Annotated in this window: 21 protein-coding genes, 2 tRNA genes and 1 riboswitch; of the genes, 6 read left to right on the top strand and 17 right to left on the bottom strand. The window is 58.5% G+C overall.

All coding sequences use genetic code 11. The features are described 5' to 3' along the window. Positions 1 to 12: 12 nt before the first annotated feature. From MTP39_RS06640 to MTP39_RS06625, 4 genes are all read right to left on the bottom strand, one after another. Positions 13 to 885, bottom strand: a complete 873-nt coding sequence (locus MTP39_RS06640; RefSeq protein WP_249241937.1) for an ABC transporter permease — start codon at positions 883 to 885, stop codon at positions 13 to 15. A 1-nt stretch (position 886) separates the two neighbouring features. Continuing rightward, entirely contained in the window at positions 887 to 1,855 is a 969-nt protein-coding gene (locus MTP39_RS06635; RefSeq protein ID WP_249241936.1) for an ABC transporter ATP-binding protein, read from the bottom strand. Between the two features lie 196 nt (positions 1,856 to 2,051). Beyond that, positions 2,052 to 2,252 carry a 50S ribosomal protein L31 gene (gene rpmE, locus MTP39_RS06630; RefSeq protein WP_005926533.1) on the bottom strand — a complete coding sequence of 67 codons (201 nt, stop codon included), beginning with the start codon at positions 2,250 to 2,252 and terminating at the stop codon, positions 2,052 to 2,054. Positions 2,253 to 2,412: 160 nt separating this feature from the next. Beyond that, positions 2,413 to 2,700, bottom strand: a complete 288-nt coding sequence (locus MTP39_RS06625) for a hypothetical protein (protein WP_249241935.1) — start codon at positions 2,698 to 2,700, stop codon at positions 2,413 to 2,415. A 138-nt stretch (positions 2,701 to 2,838) separates the two neighbouring features. Between MTP39_RS06625 and MTP39_RS06620 the strand changes: the two genes are divergently transcribed. Next, positions 2,839 to 3,063, top strand: coding sequence for a helix-turn-helix domain-containing protein (locus MTP39_RS06620; RefSeq protein WP_249241934.1), 225 nt, complete (start codon positions 2,839 to 2,841; stop codon positions 3,061 to 3,063). 50 nt (positions 3,064 to 3,113) lie between these two features. Here the strand turns inward: MTP39_RS06620 and MTP39_RS06615 are convergent. The 3 genes from MTP39_RS06615 to MTP39_RS06605 form a co-directional block, all read right to left on the bottom strand. After that, positions 3,114 to 3,197: transfer RNA gene (locus MTP39_RS06615), tRNA-Leu, on the bottom strand. 193 nt (positions 3,198 to 3,390) lie between these two features. Beyond that, on the bottom strand, positions 3,391 to 4,908 hold the full coding sequence (locus MTP39_RS06610; protein ID WP_249241933.1) for a nicotinate phosphoribosyltransferase: 1,518 nt from the start codon (positions 4,906 to 4,908) through the stop codon (positions 3,391 to 3,393). Positions 4,909 to 5,130: 222 nt separating this feature from the next. Then, entirely contained in the window at positions 5,131 to 6,645 is a 1,515-nt protein-coding gene (locus MTP39_RS06605) for an IMP dehydrogenase (protein WP_249241932.1), read from the bottom strand. A gap of 780 nt (positions 6,646 to 7,425) precedes the next feature. On the opposite strand from MTP39_RS06605, the gene MTP39_RS06600 reads away from it, so the two are divergent. The 4 genes from MTP39_RS06600 to MTP39_RS06585 all read left to right on the top strand — a co-directional run bounded on the left by MTP39_RS06600 (position 7,426) and on the right by MTP39_RS06585 (position 10,899). Then, positions 7,426 to 8,226: an aspartate dehydrogenase domain-containing protein gene (locus tag MTP39_RS06600; RefSeq protein WP_249241931.1), complete on the top strand. Its 801-nt coding sequence runs from the start codon at positions 7,426 to 7,428 to the stop codon at positions 8,224 to 8,226. Positions 8,227 to 8,244: 18 nt separating this feature from the next. Further along, positions 8,245 to 9,141 carry an NAD(P)-dependent oxidoreductase gene (locus tag MTP39_RS06595; protein ID WP_249241930.1) on the top strand — a complete coding sequence of 299 codons (897 nt, stop codon included), beginning with the start codon at positions 8,245 to 8,247 and terminating at the stop codon, positions 9,139 to 9,141. Positions 9,142 to 9,266: 125 nt separating this feature from the next. After that, positions 9,267 to 9,373: riboswitch (TPP riboswitch) on the top strand. 55 nt (positions 9,374 to 9,428) lie between these two features. Next, the gene (gene thiD / locus MTP39_RS06590) at positions 9,429 to 10,229 is read left to right on the top strand and encodes a bifunctional hydroxymethylpyrimidine kinase/phosphomethylpyrimidine kinase (protein ID WP_249241929.1); all 801 of its coding nucleotides are present in this window, start codon (positions 9,429 to 9,431) and stop codon (positions 10,227 to 10,229) included. After that, on the top strand, positions 10,222 to 10,899 hold the full coding sequence (locus MTP39_RS06585) for a TENA/THI-4 family protein (RefSeq protein ID WP_118657739.1): 678 nt from the start codon (positions 10,222 to 10,224) through the stop codon (positions 10,897 to 10,899). Before thiD ends, MTP39_RS06585 begins: the two co-directional genes overlap by 8 nt. A gap of 61 nt (positions 10,900 to 10,960) precedes the next feature. Here MTP39_RS06585 and MTP39_RS06580 read toward each other — a convergent pair whose 3' ends face one another. From MTP39_RS06580 to MTP39_RS06565, 4 genes are all read right to left on the bottom strand, one after another. Then, entirely contained in the window at positions 10,961 to 12,379 is a 1,419-nt protein-coding gene (locus MTP39_RS06580; protein WP_249241928.1) for an amino acid decarboxylase, read from the bottom strand. Further along, the gene (gene scfB / locus MTP39_RS06575) at positions 12,376 to 13,827 is read right to left on the bottom strand and encodes a thioether cross-link-forming SCIFF peptide maturase (RefSeq protein WP_044960665.1); all 1,452 of its coding nucleotides are present in this window, start codon (positions 13,825 to 13,827) and stop codon (positions 12,376 to 12,378) included. The genes MTP39_RS06580 and scfB overlap by 4 nt, the downstream gene beginning before the upstream one ends. A 67-nt stretch (positions 13,828 to 13,894) precedes the next feature. Beyond that, positions 13,895 to 14,041 carry a six-cysteine ranthipeptide SCIFF gene (gene scfA / locus MTP39_RS06570; RefSeq protein WP_005926683.1) on the bottom strand — a complete coding sequence of 49 codons (147 nt, stop codon included), beginning with the start codon at positions 14,039 to 14,041 and terminating at the stop codon, positions 13,895 to 13,897. Positions 14,042 to 14,161: 120 nt separating this feature from the next. Further along, on the bottom strand, positions 14,162 to 14,449 hold the full coding sequence (locus tag MTP39_RS06565) for a DUF2508 domain-containing protein (protein ID WP_249241927.1): 288 nt from the start codon (positions 14,447 to 14,449) through the stop codon (positions 14,162 to 14,164). Between the two features lie 228 nt (positions 14,450 to 14,677). Between MTP39_RS06565 and MTP39_RS06560 the strand changes: the two genes are divergently transcribed. Further along, positions 14,678 to 14,751: transfer RNA gene (locus tag MTP39_RS06560), tRNA-Gln, on the top strand. 446 nt (positions 14,752 to 15,197) lie between these two features. Here MTP39_RS06560 and MTP39_RS06555 read toward each other — a convergent pair. From MTP39_RS06555 to MTP39_RS06530, 6 genes are all read right to left on the bottom strand, one after another. Beyond that, positions 15,198 to 16,958, bottom strand: a complete 1,761-nt coding sequence (locus tag MTP39_RS06555; protein ID WP_249241926.1) for a bifunctional metallophosphatase/5'-nucleotidase — start codon at positions 16,956 to 16,958, stop codon at positions 15,198 to 15,200. Positions 16,959 to 17,235: 277 nt separating this feature from the next. Next, a complete protein-coding gene (locus tag MTP39_RS06550; RefSeq protein WP_249241925.1) occupies positions 17,236 to 19,008 on the bottom strand; it encodes an oleate hydratase in 1,773 nt (590 codons plus the stop codon). Positions 19,009 to 19,376: 368 nt separating this feature from the next. Beyond that, on the bottom strand, positions 19,377 to 19,640 hold the full coding sequence (locus MTP39_RS06545; RefSeq protein ID WP_113992109.1) for a TIGR03905 family TSCPD domain-containing protein: 264 nt from the start codon (positions 19,638 to 19,640) through the stop codon (positions 19,377 to 19,379). 5 nt (positions 19,641 to 19,645) lie between these two features. Beyond that, positions 19,646 to 20,506, bottom strand: a complete 861-nt coding sequence (locus MTP39_RS06540) for a PHP domain-containing protein (protein WP_249241924.1) — start codon at positions 20,504 to 20,506, stop codon at positions 19,646 to 19,648. A gap of 14 nt (positions 20,507 to 20,520) precedes the next feature. Continuing rightward, positions 20,521 to 22,788 carry a hydratase gene (locus MTP39_RS06535; protein WP_442899424.1) on the bottom strand — a complete coding sequence of 756 codons (2,268 nt, stop codon included), beginning with the start codon at positions 22,786 to 22,788 and terminating at the stop codon, positions 20,521 to 20,523. 168 nt (positions 22,789 to 22,956) lie between these two features. Further along, positions 22,957 to 24,318: an MATE family efflux transporter gene (locus MTP39_RS06530; protein ID WP_249241922.1), complete on the bottom strand. Its 1,362-nt coding sequence runs from the start codon at positions 24,316 to 24,318 to the stop codon at positions 22,957 to 22,959. Positions 24,319 to 24,460 lie beyond the last annotated feature (142 nt).

The raw sequence follows: 24,460 nt of genomic DNA, 5'->3' as shown, positions 1-24,460 counted from the left end.
TGTGGCCTCCTCTCAGTTCCAGCGGCGCTTTTCCAGCCCCTGCGCGGTGAAAAACAGGAACACCGCTGCCACGGTCAGGTAGTAGACCAGCGTGGGGATGGAAAAGCTGCTGTTGACAAATTCTTCAAAGGGGGTAAACAGGCACAGCGCGCTGAGCACCGCGCTGAAAGCCTCGGTCAGCCAGCTGCTCTTGAGCAGAAACAGCGCCGTAAGTGCCACGCAGCACCCCGCAAAGGAAAGGCAGCCCAGCGTAAAGCTTTTGCTGCGCAGCCCCGCCACCACACTGAGTACAGCGGCAATGGCGGTGAACAGCGCCAGCGCCACCGCGCTGCCGGTGGTGAACATGGTGCGCAGGCTGGGCATCATATAGGCCAGCAGCAGCGCCGCCACGCCGGACACGGCGGCAATGATCTGGTTTTCGGTCAGGCTGGAAAGGAACACCCCTATGGCAATGGCGGCGCAGCCCATGAGGTAATAGCACAGCAGCGCAGAAAAATTAGCCAGCGTGCTGGTGCCGGTAGCGCCCAGCACCTTCAGCACAAGGATCATGCCCGCATCCACAAGGCAGGGCAACGCAAAAATGACGCAAAGAGCAAAGTATTTGCCCAGCACGATGCCACCCACCGACACCGGACTTGTGAGCAGCAGCTGGTCGGTGCGGCTGTGGCGTTCCTCCGCAAAGGAGCGCATGGTGAGCACCGGGATGTAGAGCAGCAGCACAAAAATGGTGCGGGACAGCGTATAGTATCCAAAATCCGGCAGACCGTAGCCCAGATTCAGCGCCACAAAGTAGATAGCCGTAGCCGCCAGCATAAAGGCGGTAAGCACCGCGCCGATCATGCCGTGAAAGCAGCTGCGGAGTTCTCGTTTAAAGATGGCAAGCATCTCAGTTTTCCTCCCCTTCTGCCGGGGCTTTTTGCTCCGGCGTTTTTTCGGTCAGCGCAAGGAATACCTCCTCAAGGCTGCGGTTCTCGGCGGCAAGCGCCAGCACGGTGCAGCCGACCTCGGTCAGTGCCCGGGACACGGCAGCACGGCGGTCGGCGGCGTCCTCGCTCTCGGCGGTAAAGGTGACCTGACCGTCTGCGGCGCTTTCCAGTTCTACCTTGCAGATGCCCGGCACGCTGCGCACCGCAGCAAGCACAGTGTCCGTCTCGCCCTGCGCGGTAGCACGCAGGCGGCTGCCCGGGTTCAGGGTCTCGCCCAGCTCCTCCGGGCTGCCCACCGCCACCAAACGACCTTTAGAAAGGATGAGCACCTGCTGGCACACCGCCTGCACCTCGCTGAGGATGTGGCTGGACAGGATGACCGTGTGCGCCTTGCCCAGCTCCCGGATGAGATTGCGGATCTCGATGACCTGCGCGGGGTCCAGACCCACGGTGGGCTCGTCCAGAATGATAAGCTGCGGGCTGCCCAGCAGCGCCTGCGCAATGCCCACCCGCTGACGGTAGCCCTTGGACAGGCTGCGGATGACCCGGGGCAGCACTTCTTCCAGCCCGGTACGGCGGGCAGCGGCCAGCACCTGCTGTTTGCGCTGCGCGTGCTTTACCCCCTTGAGCTCTGCCACAAAGTCCAGATACTCCTGCACGGTCATTTCCGGGTAGAGCGGCGGCTGCTCCGGCAGGTAGCCCACACAGGCTTTGGCCTGCTGTGCCTGCTCCGGCAGACGGAACCCGGCCACCTTCACCTCTCCCTCAGTGGGGGCAAGATAGCCGGTAAGGATATTCATAATGGTGGATTTGCCCGCGCCGTTGGGCCCCAGCAGGCCGTAGATCTGGCCGTCCGGCACCGTAAACGAGAGATCCTGCACGGCAGGGCGGCTGCCGTAGGACTTGCTCAGGTGAGAAACTTCGATCACAGCAAACTCTCCTTTGTTTCAGAAGCTGTTTTGTGGAAAGCGGCGTAGAGCCAGCGCTTTCCGGTTTGGAACTGCTATATTTTAGATGGAAAATGTGTTTAAATTAAGACAATCCTGTGTGGGAAAACGAAATATTTGCCCGCGAAAAACGCAAAAATGCCGCCTCCCGAAGGAAGCGGCATGAGATAGCCTATAATTACTTACGGCCGAAACGCTTGTTGAAGCGCTCAACACGTCCGCCGGTGTCAACCAGCTTCTGCTTGCCAGTGTAGAAAGGATGGCACTTGGAGCAAACTTCGACGTGGATCTCGGGCTTGGTGGAACGAGTCTTGATGACATTACCGCAAGCGCAGGTAATGGTGCAGTCAACGTAGTTCGGATGGATACCCTGTTTCATTCTTTTCACCTCAATTCTGGTTCTGACGTATTGGGGCCATATTTAATGTATGTGCCCATCACAACCTTCAATATCGGCTACCCCGTCGAGCGGCCTTGGAAACGATTGCCTTACTATTATAGCACGAATTGGCCAGAATGCAAGAGGGAAATTTAAGTTTTTACAGCTTTTGCAGCGTCCAGCCATTTTTTTCGGCCAGCTGCTCCAGTTCCCGGTAAGAAAGCCGCAGCTGCGCAATGTTGAAGCCCGGCAGCTCTGCAAGGCAGCCGCCATCCTGTGCCCGGTGCAGCAGCTTGCGCACCGGTAGCTCCTGTTCGCCGTCCAGCGTATCCAGCCCGGTCACATATTCTCCGCACCGAGGCAGCGGCTGTTGCCAGTCGATGGTTTTGCAGACCCTTGCAAGCGTAAGGTGTTTGCAGGATACTGTCTGCCGGAATTCCAGTTTCATGACGATCTCCCCTTTTGCACCGGAGATTCACAGCTGCGCCCGGCGCGATACTATGATATAACATTTTGTTTTATATGTCAATATAACATTTCGTTATGCCTATACTTTACCTTAAATAAAGCCTTTGAGGTAAACGCCATGTATCAACGTATCCGGGATCTGCGGGAGGATCGTGATCTGCTGCAAAAGGATGTTGCGGCGTATCTGAAGTGTACACAGGTCTGCTACTCCAATTACGAAACCGGCAAGCGGGATATCCCCACCGAGGTGCTGATCCAGCTTGCCCATTTCTACCGCACCAGTACCGATTATATCCTTGGCTTGACGGACAACAGCGCCCCACCCATTCCCCGCAAGGCATAAAGAAAAAGCCCAGAACCATTCGATTCAATGAACGATTCTGGGCTTTTACATGCCGCCGACGGGGGTCGAACCCGTACTCTGTCTCCAGAAAGGGATTTTAAGTCCCTCGTGTCTGCCAATTTCACCACAGCGGCGCAACCCCGGCTTACAAAGCCCTGCTGCCCTCTGGCTTGAGAGGGAGCCGGGAATAACAGGTGTGAGGAAAAATTATTACAACCACACTGCTATACGCAATCTGGTGATAGTATCATTCTTATCAAAATCAGCGGCTTTTATGATACAATAGTTTCCCTGTTTTGTCAAGAAAAACCGCTGATTCGGTGCTGCTTACACCTTGCCGCCGTGCAGCTCGGCGTACATCCGGGAGCGGCACTCGGCCACTGCGGGGGTCATGTTGACGTAGTGCTTGTGAGGGCACTCCAGACGCAGCTCGCTCTCCCAGGTCTCCTCGGTGAGCTGCTTTGCAATATAGGCCTTCTTCTCTGCAATGGAGGGCAGGTCGATAGCCAGCTCGCCGCCCAGAATATGCGGCACCAGCAGCGGGCGCACAGCGGTGGGGGTAAAGGTGATGGTGCGCTCGATGGCATCCGAGTCCAGATTGACCATCGTGACCGGCTTACCGGCCTCGATAACCTCGCCGTCCATGGCAATGAGGTCGCACTGTGCCTGACCGTTTTCGTCGTACAGACGCCACGGCATCTTCTTGCCCGGGATGATAGCCTTGCTGGCGGAGTCCGAGCACTTCATCTTGGGGGTGTAGCTGCCGTCCGGCTTCTTCACGGCCACCAGCTTGTACACACCGCCGAACACGGGGTCGGAGGCGGAGGTGATGAGGTTCTCGCCCACGCCGTAGGAGTCGAAGTGTGCGTGCTCGTACAACTCCATGTTGGCGATCTTCTTTTCATCCAGACCGTTGGAGGCTACCAGTTTGATATACGGCTTACCGGCGGCATCCAGAGCCTTGCGCAGCCGCTTGGAGCCGCGGGCAAGGTCGCCGGAGTCGATGCGGGCGCTCTTGACGCGGCGGTTGGGGTCGTTGGGGTATTTCTCAATGAGATAATCGTCCAGCTTGATCAGATTGGGCAGGCCGCTTTCCATAATATTATAGGTATCCAGCAGCAGGCTGACCGAATCCGGGTAGGTATCGGCAAAGGCCTTGAAGGCATCGAACTCGGTGGGGAAAAACTCGATAAAGCTGTGTGCCACGGTGCCCACAGCCTTGACATCTGCGCCGAACTTCATCTCGGCCAGACAGTTGGCCGTGCCGATGCAGCCGCCCAGCACTGCGGCGTAAGCGCCATCGTTACCGGCGCTCTCGCCCTGTGCACGGCGGGTGCCGAACTCCATAACGTTGCGGGGGGTGTGAGTGTTCAGGCCGGTGACGCGGGTGGCCTTGGTGGCGATCAGGCTATGGAAGTTCATGGTCTGCAGCAGGTAGGTCTCGATGAGGATCGCGCCCACCAGATCGCACTCGATGCGCACCATCTGCACATGGGGGTAGCAGACCGTGCCCTCGGGCAGGGCGTACATATCACCCTTCCACTTGTAGGTGCGCAGATACTCGCAGAACTCCTCGCTCATGCCCTTGGTGCGCAGCCAGTGGATATCCTGCTCATTGAAGTGATAGTCCAGCAAAAAGCGGGTCAGCTTGCGCTGGCCTGCGCTGATGGAATAGCCCTGATTATCCGGGTTTTTGCGGAAGAACATATCAAACACCAGCGTGGTATTCTTAAAGCCATGCAGGAACAGGCAGTTTGCCATGGTGAATTCGTAAAAATCCACCACCATCGCGGGGTTATCGTAGTCCTCATCGGGGATATAAGGCTCAACCTTGATCTCGTTCATGAACGTTTTCCTCTCTATTTATACCCGGCGTCAGCTCTTCCCTACTGCGCGCCGCCTGCCGCTTGCCCGGCAGGGGGATCCTCCGTCCTGTCATGACAGAGCGTTTCTATCATGATAGCACGATTCCCCTGCCGGTGCAAGTATTTTCGCGCAAAAAGACCGCTGCACAAACACTGTGCAGCGGTCTTTGCGTTTATAACAATCGCTTGCTTCAGAACAGGCTTAGCCGTTCATGATGCTGGGGGTGGCGTTCTTCAGCACAACGTCATGGCTGCCGCCCTCCACGATGGAGGTGGAGGAAACAACGGTCAGCTTGGCCTTCTGCTGCAGCTCGGGGATGGACAGAGCGCCGCAGTTGCACATGGTGCTCTTCACCTTGTACAGGGTGGTCTGCACGCCGTCCGCCAGAGGACCGGCATAAGGCACATAGCTGTCCACGCCCTCCTCAAAGCTCAGCTTGGTGGAGCCGCCCAGATCGTAGCGCTGCCAGTTGCGGGCACGGTTGGAGCCTTCGCCCCAGTACTCCTTCATATACTGGCCGTTGATGCGCACCTTGTTCGTGGGGCTCTCGTCAAAGCGGGCAAAGTAGCGGCCCAGCATCACAAAGTCTGCACCCATAGCCAGAGCGAGGGTGATGTGGTAGTCGTGAACGATACCGCCGTCGGAGCAGATGGGCACATAGATGCCAGTCTCCTTGTAGTACTCGTCACGAGCCTTGGCGACCTCGATGACAGCAGTAGCCTGACCACGGCCGATGCCCTTGGTCTCGCGGGTGATGCAGATGGAGCCGCCGCCGATGCCGATCTTCACGAAGTCTGCGCCAGCCTCAGCGAGGAAGCGGAAGCCTTCGGCGTCCACCACGTTACCGGCACCCACCTTGACGGTGTCGCCGTAGTGCTCGCGGATCCAGCCGATGGTGCGGCTCTGCCACTCGGAGTAGCCCTCGGAGGAGTCGATGCACAGCACATCCACACCGGCCTCTACCAGTGCGGGCACGCGCTGGGCGTAGTCGCGGGTATTGATACCGGCACCCACAACATAGCTCTTGTTCTTATCCAGCAGCTCGTTGGCGTTTGCCTTGTGGGAATCGTAGTCCTTGCGGAACACCATATACACCAGATTGCCCTCGGCATCCACCAGCGGCAGGGTGTTGATCTTGTTGTCCCAGATGATGTTGTTGCAGTCGTGCAGGGAGGTGTTGGCCGGAGCGGTGACCAGCTTTTCAACGGGAGTCATAAAGGTGGTGACGCAGGCATCGTCCGGGGTGTGGTTGACGCGGTAATCGCGGGAGGCCACGATGCCCAGCAGCTTGCCATTGGGGGTGCCGTCGGCAGTGATGGCGATGGTGGAGTGGCCGGTACGTGCCTTCAGCTCCAGCACGTCATGCAGGGTGGCAGTGGGAGCCAGATTGGAATCGGACACCACATAGCCGGCCTTGAAGCTCTTGACGCGGCGCACCATGGCGGCCTCGTTCTCGATGCTCTGAGAGCCATAGATAAAGGAAACGCCGCCCTGACGAGCCAGTGCAATGGCCAGCTTATCGCCGGAGACCGACTGCATGATGGCGCTGATCATGGGGATATTCATCTGCAGCGGGCACTCCTCCTGTCCCTTGCGGTACTTGACCAGCGGGGTCTTCAGGCTGACCGCCGTGGGCACATTCTCCGCAGAGGAATAGCCGGGGACCAGCAGGTACTCGCCAAAGGTGCGGGAGGGTTCTTCGTAGAAATAAGCCATAATCAAACTCCTTTTCTCTTAGGGTGTATCTGAAAAGTCGAAAATTTAGTCTATTTCTACAAGCACAGCCGGATTTTGCGTTAAACAGCCTTGAAATCCACAAAGGATTCCTGCGGCTATTTGCCTTAAATCCCGCTTGTGCTTGCGAAATATTCGTCATTTTCTTTGTTTTCAGATACACCTTAACGCATCCGATACAATCAGCATCAAAATCATTCATGTTTGCTGCTTATAAATTGATTGTATATACTTTACCACAAAGCCCGCAAGAATACAAACCCCTGCCGCGCCAAACTTTATAATTGTCCTTTGCGGAAAAACAGACAAATTGCCAAGCGTTTTCGGGCATTGGTCATACTTTGATTTTTGAAGTATCACTTTTGCGGGCAAAATAGGGCTTGCAGAACGCAAAAAAGCTCGTCCGAAACAGCGGACGAGCCCTTTTGCACACGAAGCGGGACACTGCCTGTGCGGCGCATGGATCATAGCTGTGAAGGAGAACAGCCGGAGGAGGAGGATCCGCGCCCAGTATCCCAAAAACAAGAAGAAAAAGATTTCACACACAGCCTTGGGGCTTTGCCCTTGCTGTAACCATATTGTAACTCTTTTGAAACCATTTTGCAATAGGGTTTTGTAATTTATTTGTAATTTATTTTGTTAACTTTTTATGTCCTGCCCCGCCGGGCTGCCGCAAACATCATTTTCCTTTTTGCACCCGATATGGTATACTGGTTTTGAATATGCTGCCACAGGCAGAAAAAAGGAGTTTAGGATACGGATATGAAAACAAAATTGGGTATTGTGGGCTGCGGTTTTCTAGGCAACATCGTGGCTGACGCGTGGAAGAAGGGTCTTCTGCCGGACTACGAGCTGGTGGGCGTGACCAGCCGCACCCGCGCTTCGGCTGAAAAGACCGCCGCCAATGTCAGCTGCGCCGTCTGTGAGGACGTGGACGCACTGCTGGCACTTGAGCCGGAGTACATCGTGGAGGCCGCCTCGGTGGAGTCGGTGCGCGCTATGGCCATTCCGGTGCTGAAGCGGGGCGTCAATCTGGTCATTCTGTCCATCGGTGCCTTTGCAGATCTGGATTTCTACGCACAGGTCAAGGCAGCCGCCGTGGAGGGCGGTGCCAAGGTGCATCTGGCCAGCGGTGCCATCGGCGGCTTTGACGTGCTGCAAACGGTCACCCTGATGGCACAGGCGCAGGGCCTGCCGGAGACTGCCGGCATCGAGACCCATACCGGTGCAAAGGGCTTCCGCAACACGCCTGTGTGGGCAGAGCATCTGCTGACCGACACCGAAAAGACCACCGTGTTCACCGGCAATGCAAAGCAGGCCATTGCTACCTTCCCCCGCCGGGTGAACGTGGCGGTAGCTACCTCTCTGGCCACCACCGGCCCCGAGATCACCGGTGTGACCATGCACTCTGTGCCCGGCTGGGTGGGCGACGACCACTGCATCACTGCCGAGATCGAGGGCGTGAAGGCCGTGGTGGATATCTGCTCCTCCACCAGCGCCATCGCGGGCTGGAGCGCCGTCTCCCTGCTGCGCAATCTGGCCTCGCCCGTCTGCTTCTACTAATATAAGGAGGAGTCCGTCATGTTTGAAAAGCTTGTTGCCATTGAGCCTGTCAGCCTGATCTCCTCTGCCGAGGAGGAACTGCACCGCTACGCCAAAGAGGTGGTGCTGTACCGGGACGTGCCCGGCAGCGACGATGAGATGGTGCGCCGCATCGGGGACGCCGACGCCGTGCTGCTGAGCTACACCTCCCGCATGGGCAAGGAAGTCATTGCGCAGTGCCCCAACATCCGCTATATCGGCATGTGCTGCAGCCTGTACTCTGAGGAGAGCGCCAACGTGGATATCGCCTACGCACGCACCCGGGGCATCCAGGTGCTGGGCATCCGGGATTACGGCGACCGCGGCGTTGTGGAGTACGTTCTGCACGAGTTGACCGGTCTGCTGCACGGCTTTGGAATGCCCATGCTGCGGGACGAGCCGGTGGAGATCACCGGGCTAAAGGTGGGCATTGTGGGTCTGGGCGTTTCTGGCCGGATGATCGCCGATGCGCTGCAATTTATGGGCGCAGAGATCAGCTACTTTGCCCGCAGCGCAAAGCCGGACGCCGAGGCTGCCGGTATGACCTTCAAGCCCCTGCCCCAGCTGCTGGCAGACAGCGAAGTGGTGTTCACCTGCCTGAACAAGAACGTGCTGCTGCTGGGCGAAAATGAGTTTGCCCAGCTGGGCGCAGGCAAGGTGCTGTTCAACACCTCCATCGGCCCCGGCTTTGATTCCGCTGCGCTGGAAAAGTGGCTGGACGAGCCCGGCACCCATTTCTTCTGCGACACCCGCGCCGCCGCAGGCCCTGTGGCCGAGGACTTCTTTGCCCGGGAAAATGTGCGCTGCGCCAATGTGTCCGCAGGCCGCACCAAGCAGGCCTTCGTTCTGCTGAGCAAAAAGGTGCTGGACAACATCCGCACCGCATTGGGTGAATAAAATAACATCTGCTGCGTATTTTTGCTGAAGTGCTTACCGCTTTGAAAGCCTTCCCCCAAGGGGTGAAGGCTTTAGCAGCATCCGCGAAGTTTTCTTGCATCTTTTCCCCGATTGTGGTATGCTTTCTAGTATAAAAAGGGAGCCCGTGCAAGCGGGCTGAGAGTGGGCTGTATTGCCTGACCTGTGACCTGATTTGGATCATGCCAACGTAGGGAGATAGCGCTTTTATCTGCGGATATGTCTTTGCGGGCATATCCGCATTTTTGCTGCAAAGGAGCATTTTATCCATGAAAACTGCATTGACCATTGCCGGCAGTGATTCCAGCGGCGGCGCCGGAATTCAGGCCGATATCAAGACCATGACCGCCAACGGCGTGTTTGCCATGAGCGCTATTACTGCCCTGACGGCACAGAACACCACTGGTGTGACCGCCATTTTTGACACCACGCCACAGTTTCTGGCGCAGCAGCTCGATGCCGTGTTCACCGACATCTACCCGGACGCGGTGAAGATCGGCATGGTATCCTCTGCCCCGCTCATCGACACCATTGCCGAGCGGCTGCACTTCTACGGCGCAAAGCATATCGTAGTGGACCCTGTGATGGTGGCTACCTCCGGCGCAAAGCTGCTGCAGGACGATGCCGTGCAGGCGCTGACCGAAAAGCTGCTGCCGCTGGCCGAGATGCTCACCCCCAACATCCCGGAGGCTGAGATCTTGTCCGGCATGCGCATTGCAAACGCCGCCGACATGGAAGCTGCTGCCCGCACCATCAGCGAGCGTTACGGCTGCGCCGTGCTGTGCAAGGGCGGCCACCAGATCAACGATGCTGACGACCTGCTGTGGCAGGGCGGCACCGGCAAGTGGTTCAAGGGCAAGCGCATTGCAAACCCCAACACCCACGGCACCGGCTGCACCCTGTCCAGCGCCATCGCCTCCAATCTGGCCAAGGGGTATGACCTTGACACTGCTGTGGAGCGCGCCAAGGCCTACATTTCCGGCTGTCTGTCTGCCATGCTGGATCTGGGGCACGGCTCCGGGCCCATGGATCACACCTTCAACCTGAAGGGAGATTTTGTCCGTGACTGACCTGCCCTTCGTTTCGGCGCTGGTACAGGCCGACCTGCCCGTGTGGGAGCAGTGCTTACAGACTGAGTTTCTGCAAAAGATGGAAAACGGTACCCTGAGCGAGGACTGCTTTAAAAGCTACCTTGTGGAGGACAGCCTGTATCTGCGGGAATACGCCAAAATTTTTGCGTGGGGCATGACCAAGGCCACCACCATGGCGGCCATGCGTACCTACTATTCCCTGCTGTCCTTCGTGCAGGAGAACGAGGACCTGACCCGGCTGCGGTATCTGGAACAGTACGGTCTGCGGGAAGCCGATATCCAGTCCCTGCCCCTGCGCCCGGAGAACCGCGCCTATCTGGACTGCATGATCGACGCTGCCCGCACCGGCGAGGGCGAGGCCGAGTGCCTGATGGCCTGCCTGCCCTGTATGCTGAGTTACGGGTGGCTATTTCAGAAGCTTTTGCAGCGCTCCCCCGCCGTAAAGGACACCTACTACGGCGCGCTGGTGCTGGACTACGCCGGTCCCGGCTACGATGCCGCCTGCCGTGCATGGGCAGAGCGTGCCGAGGTGGCCTGCACCGGCCTTTCGCCGGAGCGTGCCGCCCGCTGCCGCGCGATCTTCCGCGCCTGCTCGGAGCACGAGCTGCACTTCTGGGAGATGTGCGCCACACCCCGGACGGATATTTAAGAATAAATATAGAGAACCCGGAAGGTCCGCAGACCTTCCGGGTTCTCTTCTTATAAAATCTTTATCGCAGCACCGAGAGTTCCTCGATGCCGTAGCGCTGCATCAGGGCGATGGCCGCCGGGGTGATCTCCTCGCCGCTGACCGCCACAGGGATGGCGGGCGGGCAGGACACCGTAGGCATGGCGCACACACTCCCCAGCGCCTTGTGCACCGGGACGCGCACCTGTGCGCCCAGCACCGCCTGCCGGATAGTGCAGCGCTGCACCGCCTGCTGCTGCAAGGCAGCAAACTCCCCTGCCCGGTTCTCGGGGCGGAGCAGCCCGGCAGGCACAGCAGCCAGAAGCTGCTCCAGCGCGGTTTGCAGGCGCGTGTAGTCCTGCGGCGGGTTTTCCGGGGTGAACATCAGCACCACATAGCGGGGGTCGGCGTATTCACACTCCATCTGTGCGCAGCGCAGGGCTTCTGCCAGCGCCGTGCCGGTGCAGCCAAGGGCGGCAGCGTCCAGCGTGAGCTTCATCGGCTCCTGCTGCGCCCCGGCAACTGCCAGCGGCACCGGGCACTGCCGCGCCGCTGCAGCCTTGTTCAGGCTGCGGCGCAGACCTTCCAGCGCTGCGCAGCATTGCGCCAGCCGCCGGGGGTAGTCCCCTGCCAGCATTGCGTTGCAGGCATCCAGCGATTGCAAAATCAGGTAAGAGGGGCTGGTAGAGCCGAACAGCGCCAGCGCGCCCCGCACGGCTGCTTCGTCCTGCACAGGGGCATCGTGCGCCAGATGCAGATACGCACCGCCGGTGACCACCGGCAGGGTCTTGTGGGCAGAGTCGCAGCACATGGCCGCGCCCTGCGCGATGGGGTGGCAGTTCTGCGGCAGAAAGCGCAGATAGGCGCCGTGGGCGTTATCTACCAGCAAAGGCACGCCCTGCGCCCGGCAGACTGCCGCCAGCGCCGGGATGTCCTGCACCCCGCCCAGATAATCCGGGCTGGTGACGTACACGCCAAAGGGGCTTATCCCCTGCTGCGCCAGCGCGTGCAGAGCCCCGGTCAGCGCTTCGGCTGTGACGGGGCAGCTGCACAGTGCACCCTCTGCCTGCGCAGACGGCCAGAGCCAGCGGATATCAAAATCCAGCAGCGCCGCCGCATACAGCAGCGCCTTGTGGGCGTTGCGGGCGGCCAGCAGCACCGGGCGCTTACCGTTTTGCGGTGCGCCTTGCAGCGCCAGAAACAGCATGGCACGGATGCACTGGGACGAGCCCTCGGTGCTGTAATAGCTGTGCGCCGTGCCGAACAGCCGGGTGGCGTTAGCCTCGCTCTCGGCAATGATGCCCTCCGGCGCGTAAAGCTCGTCTGCGCCGCAGATCTCGGTGATATCCAGCGGCTCAAAGCCTAAAAGGCCCTGCCCCTTGTGGCCGGGCATGTGCAGCCGGGCAGTGCCGGACTGTGCATAGCTGCGCACAAAATCCACGATGGGGGTGGTCATGCTCATTCGCAGGCTTCGCCGTCAGCGCAGGCGTTGCAGGTAGAACCCAGCTCAATGGGCACCTCGATGCCCTTGGCAGCCAGCTCCTGATTCTCAGCAACCTTGATCATGATGGCGCACTCCATGCGCTTTTTGAACAGCTCACAGCCGTACTCATACACGCCGGTAATGCTGCCGGTGGCATGGTAGGAGTTGGCAGCGCAGCCGCCGGAGCAGTACAGCTTTGCCCAGCAGTCCTGACACTCCTTGCGGGCGTAGGCGTTGCAGTGCTTGAACTCATCCCGCACGGCGGTGTTGGTGACACCCTTCCAGATATCGCCCAGCAGGTACTTGGGGTCGCCCACGAACTGGTGGCAGGGGTACAGATCGCCCCAAGGGGTAACGGCCATGTACTCGGTGCCGGAGCCGCAGCCGGAGATGCGCTTATAGATGCAGGGGCCGCCGGTCAGGTCGATCATGTAGTGGTAGAAGGTAAAGCCTCTGCCCTCGCGGTCGCGCTTGATCATCTCCTTGGCAAGGATCTCGTACTGCTCCTTCAGGATGGGCAGATCGGCCTCGGTCAGGGCGCTGGGGTCGCTGGGGTCGCAGACCACCGGCTCCATGCTCAGCTCGGTAAAGCCAAGGTCTGCCATGTGGAAGATATCGTTGGTGAAGTCAGTGTTAAAGTGGGTATAGGTGCCGCGCATATAGTAGTTCTTGTCGCCGCGCTTTTTTACGAACTCCTGGAACTTGGGCACGATACGGTCGTAGCTGCCGTTGCCTGCGCAGTCCACACGGAAGCGGTCGTTGACCTCCTTGCGGCCGTCCAGACTCAGCACCACATTGTGGCACTCCTTGTTGCAGAAGTCGATAACATCATCATCGATCAGCACACCGTTGGTGGTCATGGTAAAGCGGAAGTTCTTGTTATGGATCTTTTCCTGCTCGCGGCAGTAGGCCACAAGCTTTTTGACCATATCAAAGTTCATCAGCGGCTCGCCGCCAAAGAAGTCCACTTCCAGATTGCGGCGGGTGCCGCTGTTCTCGATCAGGAAGTCCATGGCGCGCTTGCCCACCTCAAAGCTCATCAGGGCGCGGTCGCCGTGGTAGCGGCCCTGCGAGGCAAAGCAGTAAGAGCAGCTCAGGTTGCAGCTGTGGGCAACGTGCAGGCACAGCGCCTTTACCACGGTGTTGCGGTTCTTGAAGTCAAAGGCCATGTCCTTATAGACATCCGGGCTCCACAGCTTGCCGTTTTCCTTCAGGCTGGTCACGTCGTCGATGCACTGACGCAGATCCTCCTCGGTCACATCCGGGCGGCTGCCGTACTTTGCCAGCATAGCGGCAACGATCTCGTCTGCGGTATGCTCCGGGTACATGGCAATGACATCGTAGGCCACCTCGTCCACAACGTGCACCGAGCCGCTGCAGGTGTCCAGCACAATGTTATAACCGTTCAATTGATACTGATGTACCATTTTACACTCCATTCCAGATTACACAAAAAAATGCCGCCCGGCAAAGGCGGCATAAGGTTTGCAGAAATTACTTGTTGCTGTTCTCGCACTGCTGGTTAGCCACGCCGCAGGAGGTCTTGCAAGCGGACTGGCAGGAAGTCTGGCACTCGCCGCAGCCGCCGGTCTTAACGCTCTTGGTCAGGTCACGAGTAGCAATAGTCTTAATACGCTCCATGATAGAAACCTCTCTAACTCTCAAAAATTTATCGCGCCGGACATAGTTCCGGTACGCTTTTATCTTGTAATAGGATATCACGCAGCGCGGCTTTTGTCAAGATTTTTTCGCTAAGCCAATTTACCTGCCCATGGGCTGGTAGCGGGTAAGCACCGTATGCAGCCCCAGCTCACGGGCGCGCGCCAGTAAGTACCGGTAGCGGCACAAAAGCGCCTGCCGCTCGTAGATGCGCTGCTCGATCAGGTCGGTATCCACCTCCATGTCAAACATCATCTCGTTGCGCTTCAAACAGAACAGGCATTCCTTCAGTTCCTCCTCCAGCTCCGGGTGATAGCGCTCGTGCTCGGTGTCCCGCGGGACGCGGGGTGAAAGCAGGGTCTGGGCGTTTTGTGTGGTTCGTTCCGGCATAGGCATCCTCCTTCTGGTACTTTGCAAGGTTTTGTACCTTCCAGTATAGGCGGTGCGGTGCGCAGAACCTGCCGAAGCGTGGCAGCGCTCCGGTGCAAATTGTTCGGCGCTGCTGCGGCATTTTCCAAAAAAGTACAACTTTTTTCAAAAATATGCTTGACAACTCCGGGCTTTTCCCGTATAATAGCACACGTTGAGCGGTTCACCCCGCAAAACACAATAGAATATTGGGGATTTGCATAGTGGTAGTGCGGTAGACTCTGACTCTACTTGTGGGAGTTCGATTCTCTCATCCCCAACCAGAACAAAGCCATCTGAGGAAACTCAGGTGGCTTTTCTGTTTATATCATTCCGAACTGCAGCCGCAAGGCCGTGACTCTTCAAAACTTGAAGAGTCATAACTCTATTACTACTTTGGATTTTTGAAGAGTGACGAAAAAGAAGCGTATCTATGTTTGAAAGCTCACTCTTCAAGATGAAGAGTCATGGTCTGAAAACGCAGTTTTCTTTGCTTTTTGTTCATGACTCTTCAAAACCCCTGTGGGTCATAGGAGACTTTTGAAGAGTCACCCCTGCCGGGGGCGGGACGATTTAAAATGCGCTCCGCGTTCGCTCTGCGCATAATTACCCCGTGAAAATGGGATAGCGGAGCGCATTTCCAATCATTCGTACTGCACAAAAAACCGGGCAGCCCGCAGACTGCCCGGTTTTTTGCTATACAGTTGACCTGCCCTGATAGGGCTTTCTTTTACAGAATGGTAATGCGGCCTGCGCCGTAGGGCTGCTCGTAGTTGAGCAGGTAGCCGGGGTAAGCGGCCAGCGGGCTGTTGGCGCTGGACAGGTGCGGCAGACCCGCAGCATCTGCGCCATCAAAGATCATAGCGTAGGTAGACATCACCAGATAATCCTCGGACACATAGTCCTTGATCAGCTCTGCGCCGTCAAACATGGCAAAGCCGTCGCCCAGATTGCGCAGAGTGTAGTTCATGCCGGCCAGTGCATAGGTAGCGCCCGGATCCAGCGGCAGATAGCTGCCGGAAGCCTTATCGTAGATCTTCACGTTCTGCACACGCGGGGTGCCGGTGGCGCTGCCGATCCAGACGTTCTTCTCGTCGGTCTGCACAGTGTTGGGGATATCGGTGTGGATCTCGTAGGTAGCACCGGCCACCTGCAGGAAGCCGCCGTTCTCTTTGCCGCCCTCGCCTGCAAAGCGGGCTGCAAACTCCAATGCGTCCTGGATCTGCTTGCCGGTGACCGACATCAGGCAGGCCACGTTGCCGAAGGGGCTGATCTGCTTGCAGGTCTTGAAGGTCCAGTCGCCTGCTGGCACATCGGCGCGGATGCCGCCGCCGTTCATGATGGCCACGTCACAGTGCAGCTTTTCCACCTCGTTGAAGTAGGTGTAGATGCCGTCAGCCACAAAGTCGCCGAGGTTGGTCTCGGCAGAGCGGATGCGGCGCTTACCGGTGGCGGGGTCGGAAACATAGAAATCGCTGTCGCCCACAGCGATCTTCTCGCCCAGCATATCGTCCACAGTATTCACCCAGCTGGTCTGCATGGCGGCAATGCCTGCATCCATGCCCTCGTGGGTGGGGATGAGTTTTGTGGTAATGGTGCCGTCCGCAGCGATGGTCATCTCGCCAACGTTGGCAAAGTAAGAGCCGGTCTGGGTCAGGGTGACAGCCTTGCCGGAGGCATCCTGCACCTGCTTGTTCTCCATTACGGTATGGGAGTGGCCGTCGATAAAGGCGTCAAAGCCGCTGGTGTGGGCAATGACTTCCTCACTGGTCCACGGAGAGGAAGAGGGGTCTACGCCCAGATGGCCCAAACCGATGACCACATCTGCCAGAAGCTTTGCCTTATCAATGGCCTTCTGCACGGCGTCATAGAGCTTTTTGCCGTCCTCGCCGCCCTGAATATCGTAGATGTACTTGCGCTGTGCCTTATCCATAAAGTAGGCCGGGGTGGACTTGGTAAAGGTCTCAGGGGTGGTAACGCCCACAAAGGCGATGCGTCTGCCGCCGCGCACGAACACCTTGACGGAGGGCAGCACCCGCAGCGTAGTACGCAGGTCTACCCAGTTACAGGACAGGTACGGGAAGTCGGCTTCCTTCATGATGGCCTTAGCGCGGTCCATGCCGTAGTCAAACTCGTGGTTGCCGGGGGTGGCGACATCGTAACCGGCAGCGTTCATCAGCTTGATGATGGAAGCACCCTCGTCCATGGAGCCGTAGGCGGTGCCCTGCACATGGTCGCCTGCATCCACCAGCAGCACATCCTTGCCGGCGTCCTGATAGCTCTGCTTCAGGTCGGCAATGGCGGCGTAGGTCAGCTTGGGGCTCTGCTTGTCGATGTAGGTATGGACATCGTTGGTGTACAGGATGGTGACGTCAGACTTATCACCAAGCCAGCAGGCCGATGCGGCAGGCGCACCGATGGCCATGGATGCAGCGGCAGCGGTCACACCAGCAGCCTTTAAAAAGCTGCGACGGGAAATAAGTTGTTTCACAGGAAAACGACCTCCTTTTATTTTTGGCGTATCGCATTTGGGGCAGGCTCTTCCCTCCTGCCCTTTCAATAGTTCTAGCATAGCACAGAACGCCGCTGCAAACAAGCCAAAATCATTCTTTTGGTACAAATTATTTTCACGTTCCGCTTTATTTTGACGCACATTGTACCATTTTTACACAAAAAAGACCTCCCCGTGCCCTGTCGCAGAGCAGCGGAGAGGTCTTTTTTAGGGGGATGTTGACCCGTTGCCGGGTCTATCGGAGGAGAGGAAAATATCAGATAGCGTTATATTCCTTGAGGAACTTCTCAAGGTCGGTGCCCTCGATCTTCTTCAGGGCTTCCTTCAGAGCCAGACGCGGGATCAGCGGCAGATCCATGTCGGTGATCTTCTTGCCATCGCGCAGCTTCACGGTGGCATCGATCAGGGCGCGCACATCGTAGGTGCTGCCCCAGACCTCGGGCACGCCGCGGTCAATGTTCAGCAGGGTGTACACGGCCTCCATACCGGTGCGCATGGAGTACTCGGTGGTGAAGATGGTGTCGCGGGCGGTCTCGGCAAACTGGCCAAGGAAGGCAAAGTTCACAGCACCCTCGGGCACAACATCGGGGCGATCGCCCATGGCGCGGGGCATAAAGAAGGCGTCAATATAGGGCATCATCACCGGCACGGTGTTGGCGCTGTGCTCTGCCAGCTCCGCGATCTGATCCTCGGGCACACCGATGTGGTACAGCCACTCCATGCAGATCTCGCGGCCGGTGCAGTCACGCATGGGCTTCTTGACGTAATCGCCGGGCTTATCGCTGAACAGGCCGTACACCCAGACGCACAGCTGGTTCTTGGGCTGGTCCTTGAACTGCTGCTGACGGTTCAGCGTCCAGCTGAGCAGCCAGCTGGAGTCCTTGACGGTAACGATGCCGCCGGTGACGGTGTGGCCGCTGAAGGGGTCGCGCTTGCAGATCTTGCGGATATACTGAGGGATCTTGTCGTCCAGCGTGGTGATGGTGGCGCTCTCCCAGTTGCTCAGCTCCGGCTCAGAGCAGAACTTCTCCGGGTGACCGAAGGAGGGGTCCTGTGCGGCGATCTTCTTCCACAGATCCCAGCCGTTGCCGGGCTGGATGGTGGGGTCGAAGCCGGTGGCCTTATTCTGTGCACCAACGGTGCAGCTTTCCACGCAGCCGCCGTTGGTGATGAACAGCAGGTCGTTCTCGGTCAGGTCAATGTTGGTGGTCTCGCCCGCGTGCTCCACGGTGACGGAGCTTGCCAGCTTGCGGCCCTTCTGGATGTCGAACTTCACATCCGTGACCTTGGTGTTGTAGTGGAACTGCACGCCAAAGCTTTCCAGATAGTGCACCATGGGCAGGATGATGGACTCGTACTGATTATAGCGGGTAAAGCGCAGGGCGGTAAAGTCCGGCAGACCGCCGATGTGGTGGATATAGCGCTTGAGGTACAGCTTCATCTCCAGTGCGCTGTGCCAGTTCTCGAAGGCGAACATGGTGCGCCAGTACATCCAGAAGTTGGAGTTGAGCACCTCGTCATCGAAGAAATCGGTGATCTTTTTATCCTGCAGCTGCTCGTCCGGGGTAAAGAACAGCTTCATGATCTCCATGGCGCCCTTATCGGACAGACCGAACTTGCCATCGGTGTGGGCATCCTCGCCGCGGTTGACGGTGGCACGGCACAGGGAGAAGTTGGGATCCTCCTTGTTCAGCCAGTAATACTCGTCCAGCACGCTGGCACCCTCGGTCTCCAGAGAGGGAATGGAGTGCAGCAGATCCCACATAACTTCGAAGTGGTTGTCCATCTCGCGGCCGCCGCGCATCACATAGCCGATATCGTACTTGTAGCCATCGCAGGCACCGCCGGCCAGTGCGTTCTTTTCAAACACATGGACGTGCTCGCCCTTCATCTGGCCGTCGCGCACCAGATAGCAGGCAGCAGTCAGAGCTGCCAGACCGGAGCCGATGATATAAGCGGATTTATGATCCACGCCCTCCGGCTTTTTGGGGTGTGCAAAAGCTTCATAGTTGCCACTGGAATAGTACATAAAAAAGCCTCCCTGCTTCAAAAATATCTTTTTCACAGCCTTCATCGTGCTGCTCTCTATGGCAACAGTATACCCCGCAAAGTGAACTTGAACAACAAACAAACCCCGCCCGGTGTATAGATTTTTTACATCCTCCCTTATTTGCTGGAATTGCGTACAAATTGTGACATAAAGCGCAGCGCAAAATCATTTAAAACACTCCCTCAAAAGTGCAATGCCGGACAGCCCGCAGGCTGCCCGGCATTGCACTAATTTAAAATAATTTTCCGCTATTCATGCCCAGAGCATAGCGGCGGGCATTCAAAATCGTCCCCGCGCAAAAAGAGAGCCGCCGCACAAAACTCTGTGCAGCGGCTCTCCGGTGGATTTTAGTTCATCTCTTCCAGAGCCTTTTTCAGGTTCTTGGCGATCTGGTCCGGGCAGCTGGTGCTACGGAAGCCGCACAGCGTACCATCCAGACGGGCAATGGCGTCCTCTGCCTTCATGCCGGTAAGCAGCTGGCAGATGCCCTTCAGGTTGCCGTTGCAGCCGCCGACGACCTCGATGGATGCAATGGTGTGGTCATCGTTCAGCACAAAGTTGGTCTGCTTGGAGCAGGTTCCCTTGTTCGGGAAGGAAAATTCCTTGCTCATGGTCTTTACGTCCTCTCTCTTTTACGTTTTTCGGCGATGGCGCGCAGCTGTGCTGCGGCTTCGTCCGGTGCGGTACAGGTGCCGATGGGGTGGGGATGCTTGTGGTTGCGGCCATGGAAGTCCGTGCCCGCAGTTGCAACAAGGCCGTACTGCTTGCACAGTGCAAGGCACTCGGCGCTGTCCTCCGCACTGTTGCTGGGGTGGTACACCTCTATGCCGTCCACTGCGCCCTCTGCCGCCAGCTCCCGCAGCAGGGGCATACTTTTGTACACCGTGGGGTGGGCAAACACCACCGCGCCGCCGCTGGCTTTAGCGGTAGCCAGCACCTGCCGCACCGGCAGATACTCCGGCGAGTGCAGCACGATGCCCCGGGGGTTCCACCCGAACAGCTTGTGGTAGGTCTCGCCGTAGATGCTGCCATCGGTCAGGCCAAGCAGTTCCAGCGCCTGCATCAGCCCGCTTTTGAACAGTACCCCGCTGGCCTTGGTGGTCTCCCACGCAAGGTCGGCGGTAAACTGCGAGTACAGCTGCTCCAGCTCCTTTGCGCTCTGCAAAGCGCAGGCGTTGCGGCGCTCCTTCATGATGGCGCAGTGCTCCCGCAGCGCCGGGCAGTCCACGTCCGGGTAGTAGCACAGCAGGTGCACCCGATGCTGCCGCTCAAAGTCGTAGCCGGTCAGCTCCACGGCGGGGATCAGCTCTACCCCGTCCTGCCCGGTGTGGGCATAGGCGTACTGGGCGCTGAGCAGGGTGTCGTGGTCAGAAAGGGCGATGGCGTGCAGCCCGGTGCGGGCGGCGATGGGTGCCAGCCGCTCAATGGGCACAGCACCGTCGGAGCAGGTGGAATGGATATGCAGGTCACAGGACATAGTGGGTTACTTCCTTAGTGCTTATAGAAATTGATCAGGCAGCCGTCGGCCAGGATCTGGCGTTCGTCGGTGGTGAGCGGAGCCATATACAGCTCAAACTCCTTGACGGTATCGCCCAGAACGTAGGCCTTGATGCTCTGCAGATCGCCCTTGAGTGCTTCCCGCACATTGGGGATGAGCACATAGTCCCCCAGACCAAAGGGGGTGGCACCTGCCAGCTGCAGGGGCAACATGCCCCAGTTGATCAGGTTGGAGCGGTAACGCTTGGTGGCGTACTCGGTAACGATATTGGCACCGGCACCCAGCACACGCTGGCAGCTGGCGGCCTGCTCGCGGGCAGAGCCGTCACCGGGCTTGACTGCAAAGATGGTAGAAGCGATCTGGATATCGTTCCAGCTCAGCTGCTCGCAGCCGGGCACGGCGTTCACTTTTGCCAGCAGGGCGGCGTCCCCTGCACCGGCGCGGCGGGCGTTTTCTTCGGCCTGCACAGCCTTGGCGCGGCCCACATACTCCGGGTCCTTGCGGCTGAGGGTGAACTCTGCCAGACCCAGCGGATTGGAACGGTAAGAGGAAGTCTCGCCGGAGGGGATCAGCTCGTCGGTGGTGGTGACGGGGTCGGTGATATAAGAAGCCACCTTCAGCAGCAGGTTGTCGCCCAGCGGTGCGATCTCTGGCCAGTCCTTGATGTTGGGGCCGAACTTGAGCAGGGCGTCGTAATCGCCCTTGCCAAAGCCCTGATACACGCGGGTGTCGTAGCTGGAAGCATCGTACTGGTACTCCGGCACGGTGGGATCGTAGTCAATGTCGGTGGCGGGGGTCAGGATGCCGCCGTTGGCGGTAGTGGCTGCAATGCTGCGGGCATCCATCAGTGCCACACCGGACAGCTGGCCGCTGCCGGGCTTAGAGCCCTCACGGCTGGGGAAGTTGCGGGTGGTGTGACGGATGGACAGTGCGCCGTTAGCGGGCACATCGCCTGCGCCGAAGCAGGGGCCGCAGAAGGCGGTGCGGATGGTAGCGCCGCTGGCCATCAGCTCGCCGATGACGCCGGTGCGCACCAGCTCCATCATGATGGGCTGGCTGCCGGGGTAAACGCTCAGGGCGTAGTCGCCGCAGCCGCCGGTGTGACCCTTGAGGATGGAAGCAGCCTCGTAGATGCTGTCGTACAGACCGCCTGCGCAGCCTGCAATGACACCCTGATCTACCCGCAGCTTGCCGTTTTCGATCTTGCTGCACAGATCCAGCTGCACGTCCTTGCGGCCGATCAGCTTCTGCACATCCTGCTCGCAGGCGTGGAGGATGTCCTCCAGATTTGCGTTCAGCTCCTCAATAGTAAAGGCATTGGAGGGGTGCATAGGCAGGGCGATCATGGGACGGATGGCAGAAAGATCCACCTCCACCACGCCATCGTAGTAGGCGAGGTCAGCCGGTGCAAGCTTTTTATAGTCTGCTGCACGGCCATGCACTGCCAGAAAACGCTGCGTAGTCTCATCGGTCTCCCAGATGGAGGACAGGCAGGTGGTCTCGGTGGTCATGGCATCAATGGCGTTGCGGGTATCCTGCCGCAGGGAGGCAATGCCGGGGCCAACAAACTCCATGACCTTGTTTTTGACGTAGCCGCTCTTGAACAGCTTGCCCACAAGGGCAATGGCTACATCGTGGGGGCCGCAGCCCGCCGGCAGACTGCCGGTCAGGTAGATAGCCACCACGCCCGGGCGAGCAACATCATAGGTGCGGCCCAGCAGCTGCTTTGCCAGCTCGCCACCGCCTTCACCGATGGCCATGGTGCCCAGTGCGCCGTAGCGGGTGTGGGAGTCCGAGCCAAGGATCATTTTGCCGCAGCCGGCAAAGCGTTCGCGCATATACTGGTGGATGACTGCCATGTGCGGGGGCACAAAGATGCCGCCGTACTTTTTGGCAGCGGACAGGCCAAAGCGGTGGTCATCCTCGTTGATGGTGCCGCCCACAGCGCACAGGCTGTTGTGGCAGTTGGTGAGCACATAAGGGATGGGGAACTTTTCCAGCCCGGAAGCACGGGCAGTCTGGATAATACCCACAAAAGTGATGTCATGGCTTGCCATGGCATCAAACTTGATCTTCAGGTTCTCGGCATCGCCGCTGGTATTGTGTGCCTGCATAATATTGTAGGCCATGGTACCGGTCTTAGCCGTGGCAACGGCAGCGGCATCAAAGCCCTTTGCAGCCAGTGCTGCGGGTGCGTTGCCGTCTGCGGGGACCCACTCTCCGCGTGCATAGTACGCACCGCCGGTGCTGCATTTGATCATATCCAACATCTCGATTCGCCTCTCTTTTTGTATTTCCCGCCCGCCGCAATTGCGGGCATTGCCCCGGCAGTGCAGGTTTGCCCCTGCCCTGCCCTGTTACGGCAAAGCCGTATTTACCTGTTATTATAGCATGAAAAGGCGAAAAGAAAAAGCACTTTTTGTGAACCCTTACTGTGCCTTTGCGGCGGCTTCCTGCTGCTTTTCCTTTTGCAGTCTGCGGAACACCACAAAATAGGCCGGGATCAGGAAGAAGCAGGCAAAGAACCATGCCACCGGGTTTGCGATGCAGGCGGCAAAGTAGCCCCACAGCGGCACGAACCAGAAGCCCACCATGGCGCGGGCGATCATCTCGGCCACACCGGCAAACATGGCAAGGCCGGAGTGGCCCAGACCCTGAATGGTGTAGCGGTAGATGATAAGCACTGCCAGCGGGATGTAGAACACACTGTTCCAGAAGATGAAGTCCTGCGCATTGGCCATAATGGCGGTCTCGCCTGCGTCCAAAAACAGGCCGATCAGGGGCTTATCCAGCACGCGCAGGATGAGGAAGGAGGCCACGCTGTACACGCAGCCGATGCCCAGTGCGGTGTTCACGCCGCGGTTCACGCGATCCAGATCCTTCGCGCCCATATTCTGGCTGGTGTAGGTGGTCATGGCGGTGCCGATGCTCTCCAGCGGCACGCTGAGGAACTGCGCAGCCTTGCCGCCGGCGGTCTGCGCGGCCACGATGCCGCTGCCCAGACCGTTCACTGCGCCCTGCAGCACCACACTGCCAATGGCGGTAATGCTGCACTGCAAGCCCATGGGGATGCCCATGGCGCAAAGCTTTGCGCAGTGCGGTGCGCTGATGCGGCCTTCTTCCTTATTCCAGCGCAGTTCCGGGTAGTGGCGCATGATGTAAATAAGGCTGCCGATGCCCGCCACAGCCTGACTGAACACGGTGGCAAAGGCGGCGCCGAACACGCCCATGTTGAACACAATGATGCAGGCAAGGTCCAGCCCGATGTTCAGCACGCTGGCCACCAGCAGAAAATACAGCGGGCGCTTGCTGTCGCCCAGTGCACGCATCAGGGCGCTGGTCACGTTATAGAGCAGGGTGAAAGGGATGCCCGCAAAAATGGTGCGGATATACACATCCGCAAGGTCGATGATATCGGCCGGGGTGTTCGTCCACACCAGCACCAGCCGGGTCATAGCCACCGTAACGATGGTGAGCACCGTGGCAAATGCAACAGACAGCCACACGGTATTAGCGGTGTAGCGGCGCATCTCGTGGTGGTCGCGGGCACCGAAGGTCCATGAGATGGGGATGGAAAAGCCGCAGGCAATGCCGTTGACAAAACCCAGCACCAGATAGTTCAGGCCGCCCACGCTGCCTACCGCCGCCAGCGCCTCCACGCCCACGAACCGACCCACGATGATGGTATCGGCCAGATTGTAGAACTGCTGGAACAGGCTGCCCAGCATCAGCGGCACAGCAAAGGCAAGGATCAGCTTCAGCGGGCTGCCCTGCGTCATATCTTTGGTCATGGAAATATACCTCCTGCCCACACAAAAAAGATGGATGTTTGCATTTTTTGCCGTGAAAAACGCCCTGCCGGAAAAGCGGCAGGACGTTGTAAGGATTCATGAGTGGTATTATAGCGGAGCAGCGCCGGTTTTGCAAGATTTG

The sequence above is a fragment of the Faecalibacterium sp. I3-3-33 genome, assembly GCF_023347295.1.
Classification (GTDB): Bacteria; Bacillota; Clostridia; order Oscillospirales; family Ruminococcaceae; genus Faecalibacterium.
Note: the sequence above shows the minus strand (reverse complement) of the source record. Positions and strands in the feature narration are given on the sequence as shown.

Excerpts from the sequence above, each read along its gene's own strand:
- MTP39_RS06605 (WP_249241932.1), bottom strand. The coding sequence starts at position 6,645 with ATGGCTTATTTCTACGAAGAACCCTCCCGCACCTTTGGCGAGTACCTG.
- MTP39_RS06540 (WP_249241924.1), bottom strand. The coding sequence starts at position 20,506 with ATGTCCTGTGACCTGCATATCCATTCCACCTGCTCCGACGGTGCTGTG.
- MTP39_RS06550 (WP_249241925.1), bottom strand. The coding sequence starts at position 19,008 with ATGTACTATTCCAGTGGCAACTATGAAGCTTTTGCACACCCCAAAAAG.
- MTP39_RS06600 (WP_249241931.1), top strand. The coding sequence starts at position 7,426 with ATGAAAACAAAATTGGGTATTGTGGGCTGCGGTTTTCTAGGCAACATC.
- MTP39_RS06535 (WP_442899424.1), bottom strand. The coding sequence starts at position 22,788 with ATGATCAAATGCAGCACCGGCGGTGCGTACTATGCACGCGGAGAGTGG.
- MTP39_RS06640 (WP_249241937.1), bottom strand. The coding sequence starts at position 885 with ATGCTTGCCATCTTTAAACGAGAACTCCGCAGCTGCTTTCACGGCATG.
- rpmE (WP_005926533.1), bottom strand. The coding sequence starts at position 2,252 with ATGAAACAGGGTATCCATCCGAACTACGTTGACTGCACCATTACCTGC.
- MTP39_RS06620 (WP_249241934.1), top strand. The coding sequence starts at position 2,839 with ATGTATCAACGTATCCGGGATCTGCGGGAGGATCGTGATCTGCTGCAA.
- MTP39_RS06595 (WP_249241930.1), top strand. The coding sequence starts at position 8,245 with ATGTTTGAAAAGCTTGTTGCCATTGAGCCTGTCAGCCTGATCTCCTCT.
- MTP39_RS06565 (WP_249241927.1), bottom strand. The coding sequence starts at position 14,449 with ATGCCGGAACGAACCACACAAAACGCCCAGACCCTGCTTTCACCCCGC.
- MTP39_RS06625 (WP_249241935.1), bottom strand. The coding sequence starts at position 2,700 with ATGAAACTGGAATTCCGGCAGACAGTATCCTGCAAACACCTTACGCTT.
- scfA (WP_005926683.1), bottom strand. The coding sequence starts at position 14,041 with ATGGAGCGTATTAAGACTATTGCTACTCGTGACCTGACCAAGAGCGTT.
- MTP39_RS06580 (WP_249241928.1), bottom strand. The coding sequence starts at position 12,379 with ATGAGCATGACCACCCCCATCGTGGATTTTGTGCGCAGCTATGCACAG.
- thiD (WP_249241929.1), top strand. The coding sequence starts at position 9,429 with ATGAAAACTGCATTGACCATTGCCGGCAGTGATTCCAGCGGCGGCGCC.
- MTP39_RS06610 (WP_249241933.1), bottom strand. The coding sequence starts at position 4,908 with ATGAACGAGATCAAGGTTGAGCCTTATATCCCCGATGAGGACTACGAT.
- scfB (WP_044960665.1), bottom strand. The coding sequence starts at position 13,827 with ATGGTACATCAGTATCAATTGAACGGTTATAACATTGTGCTGGACACC.
- MTP39_RS06530 (WP_249241922.1), bottom strand. The coding sequence starts at position 24,318 with ATGACCAAAGATATGACGCAGGGCAGCCCGCTGAAGCTGATCCTTGCC.
- MTP39_RS06545 (WP_113992109.1), bottom strand. The coding sequence starts at position 19,640 with ATGAGCAAGGAATTTTCCTTCCCGAACAAGGGAACCTGCTCCAAGCAG.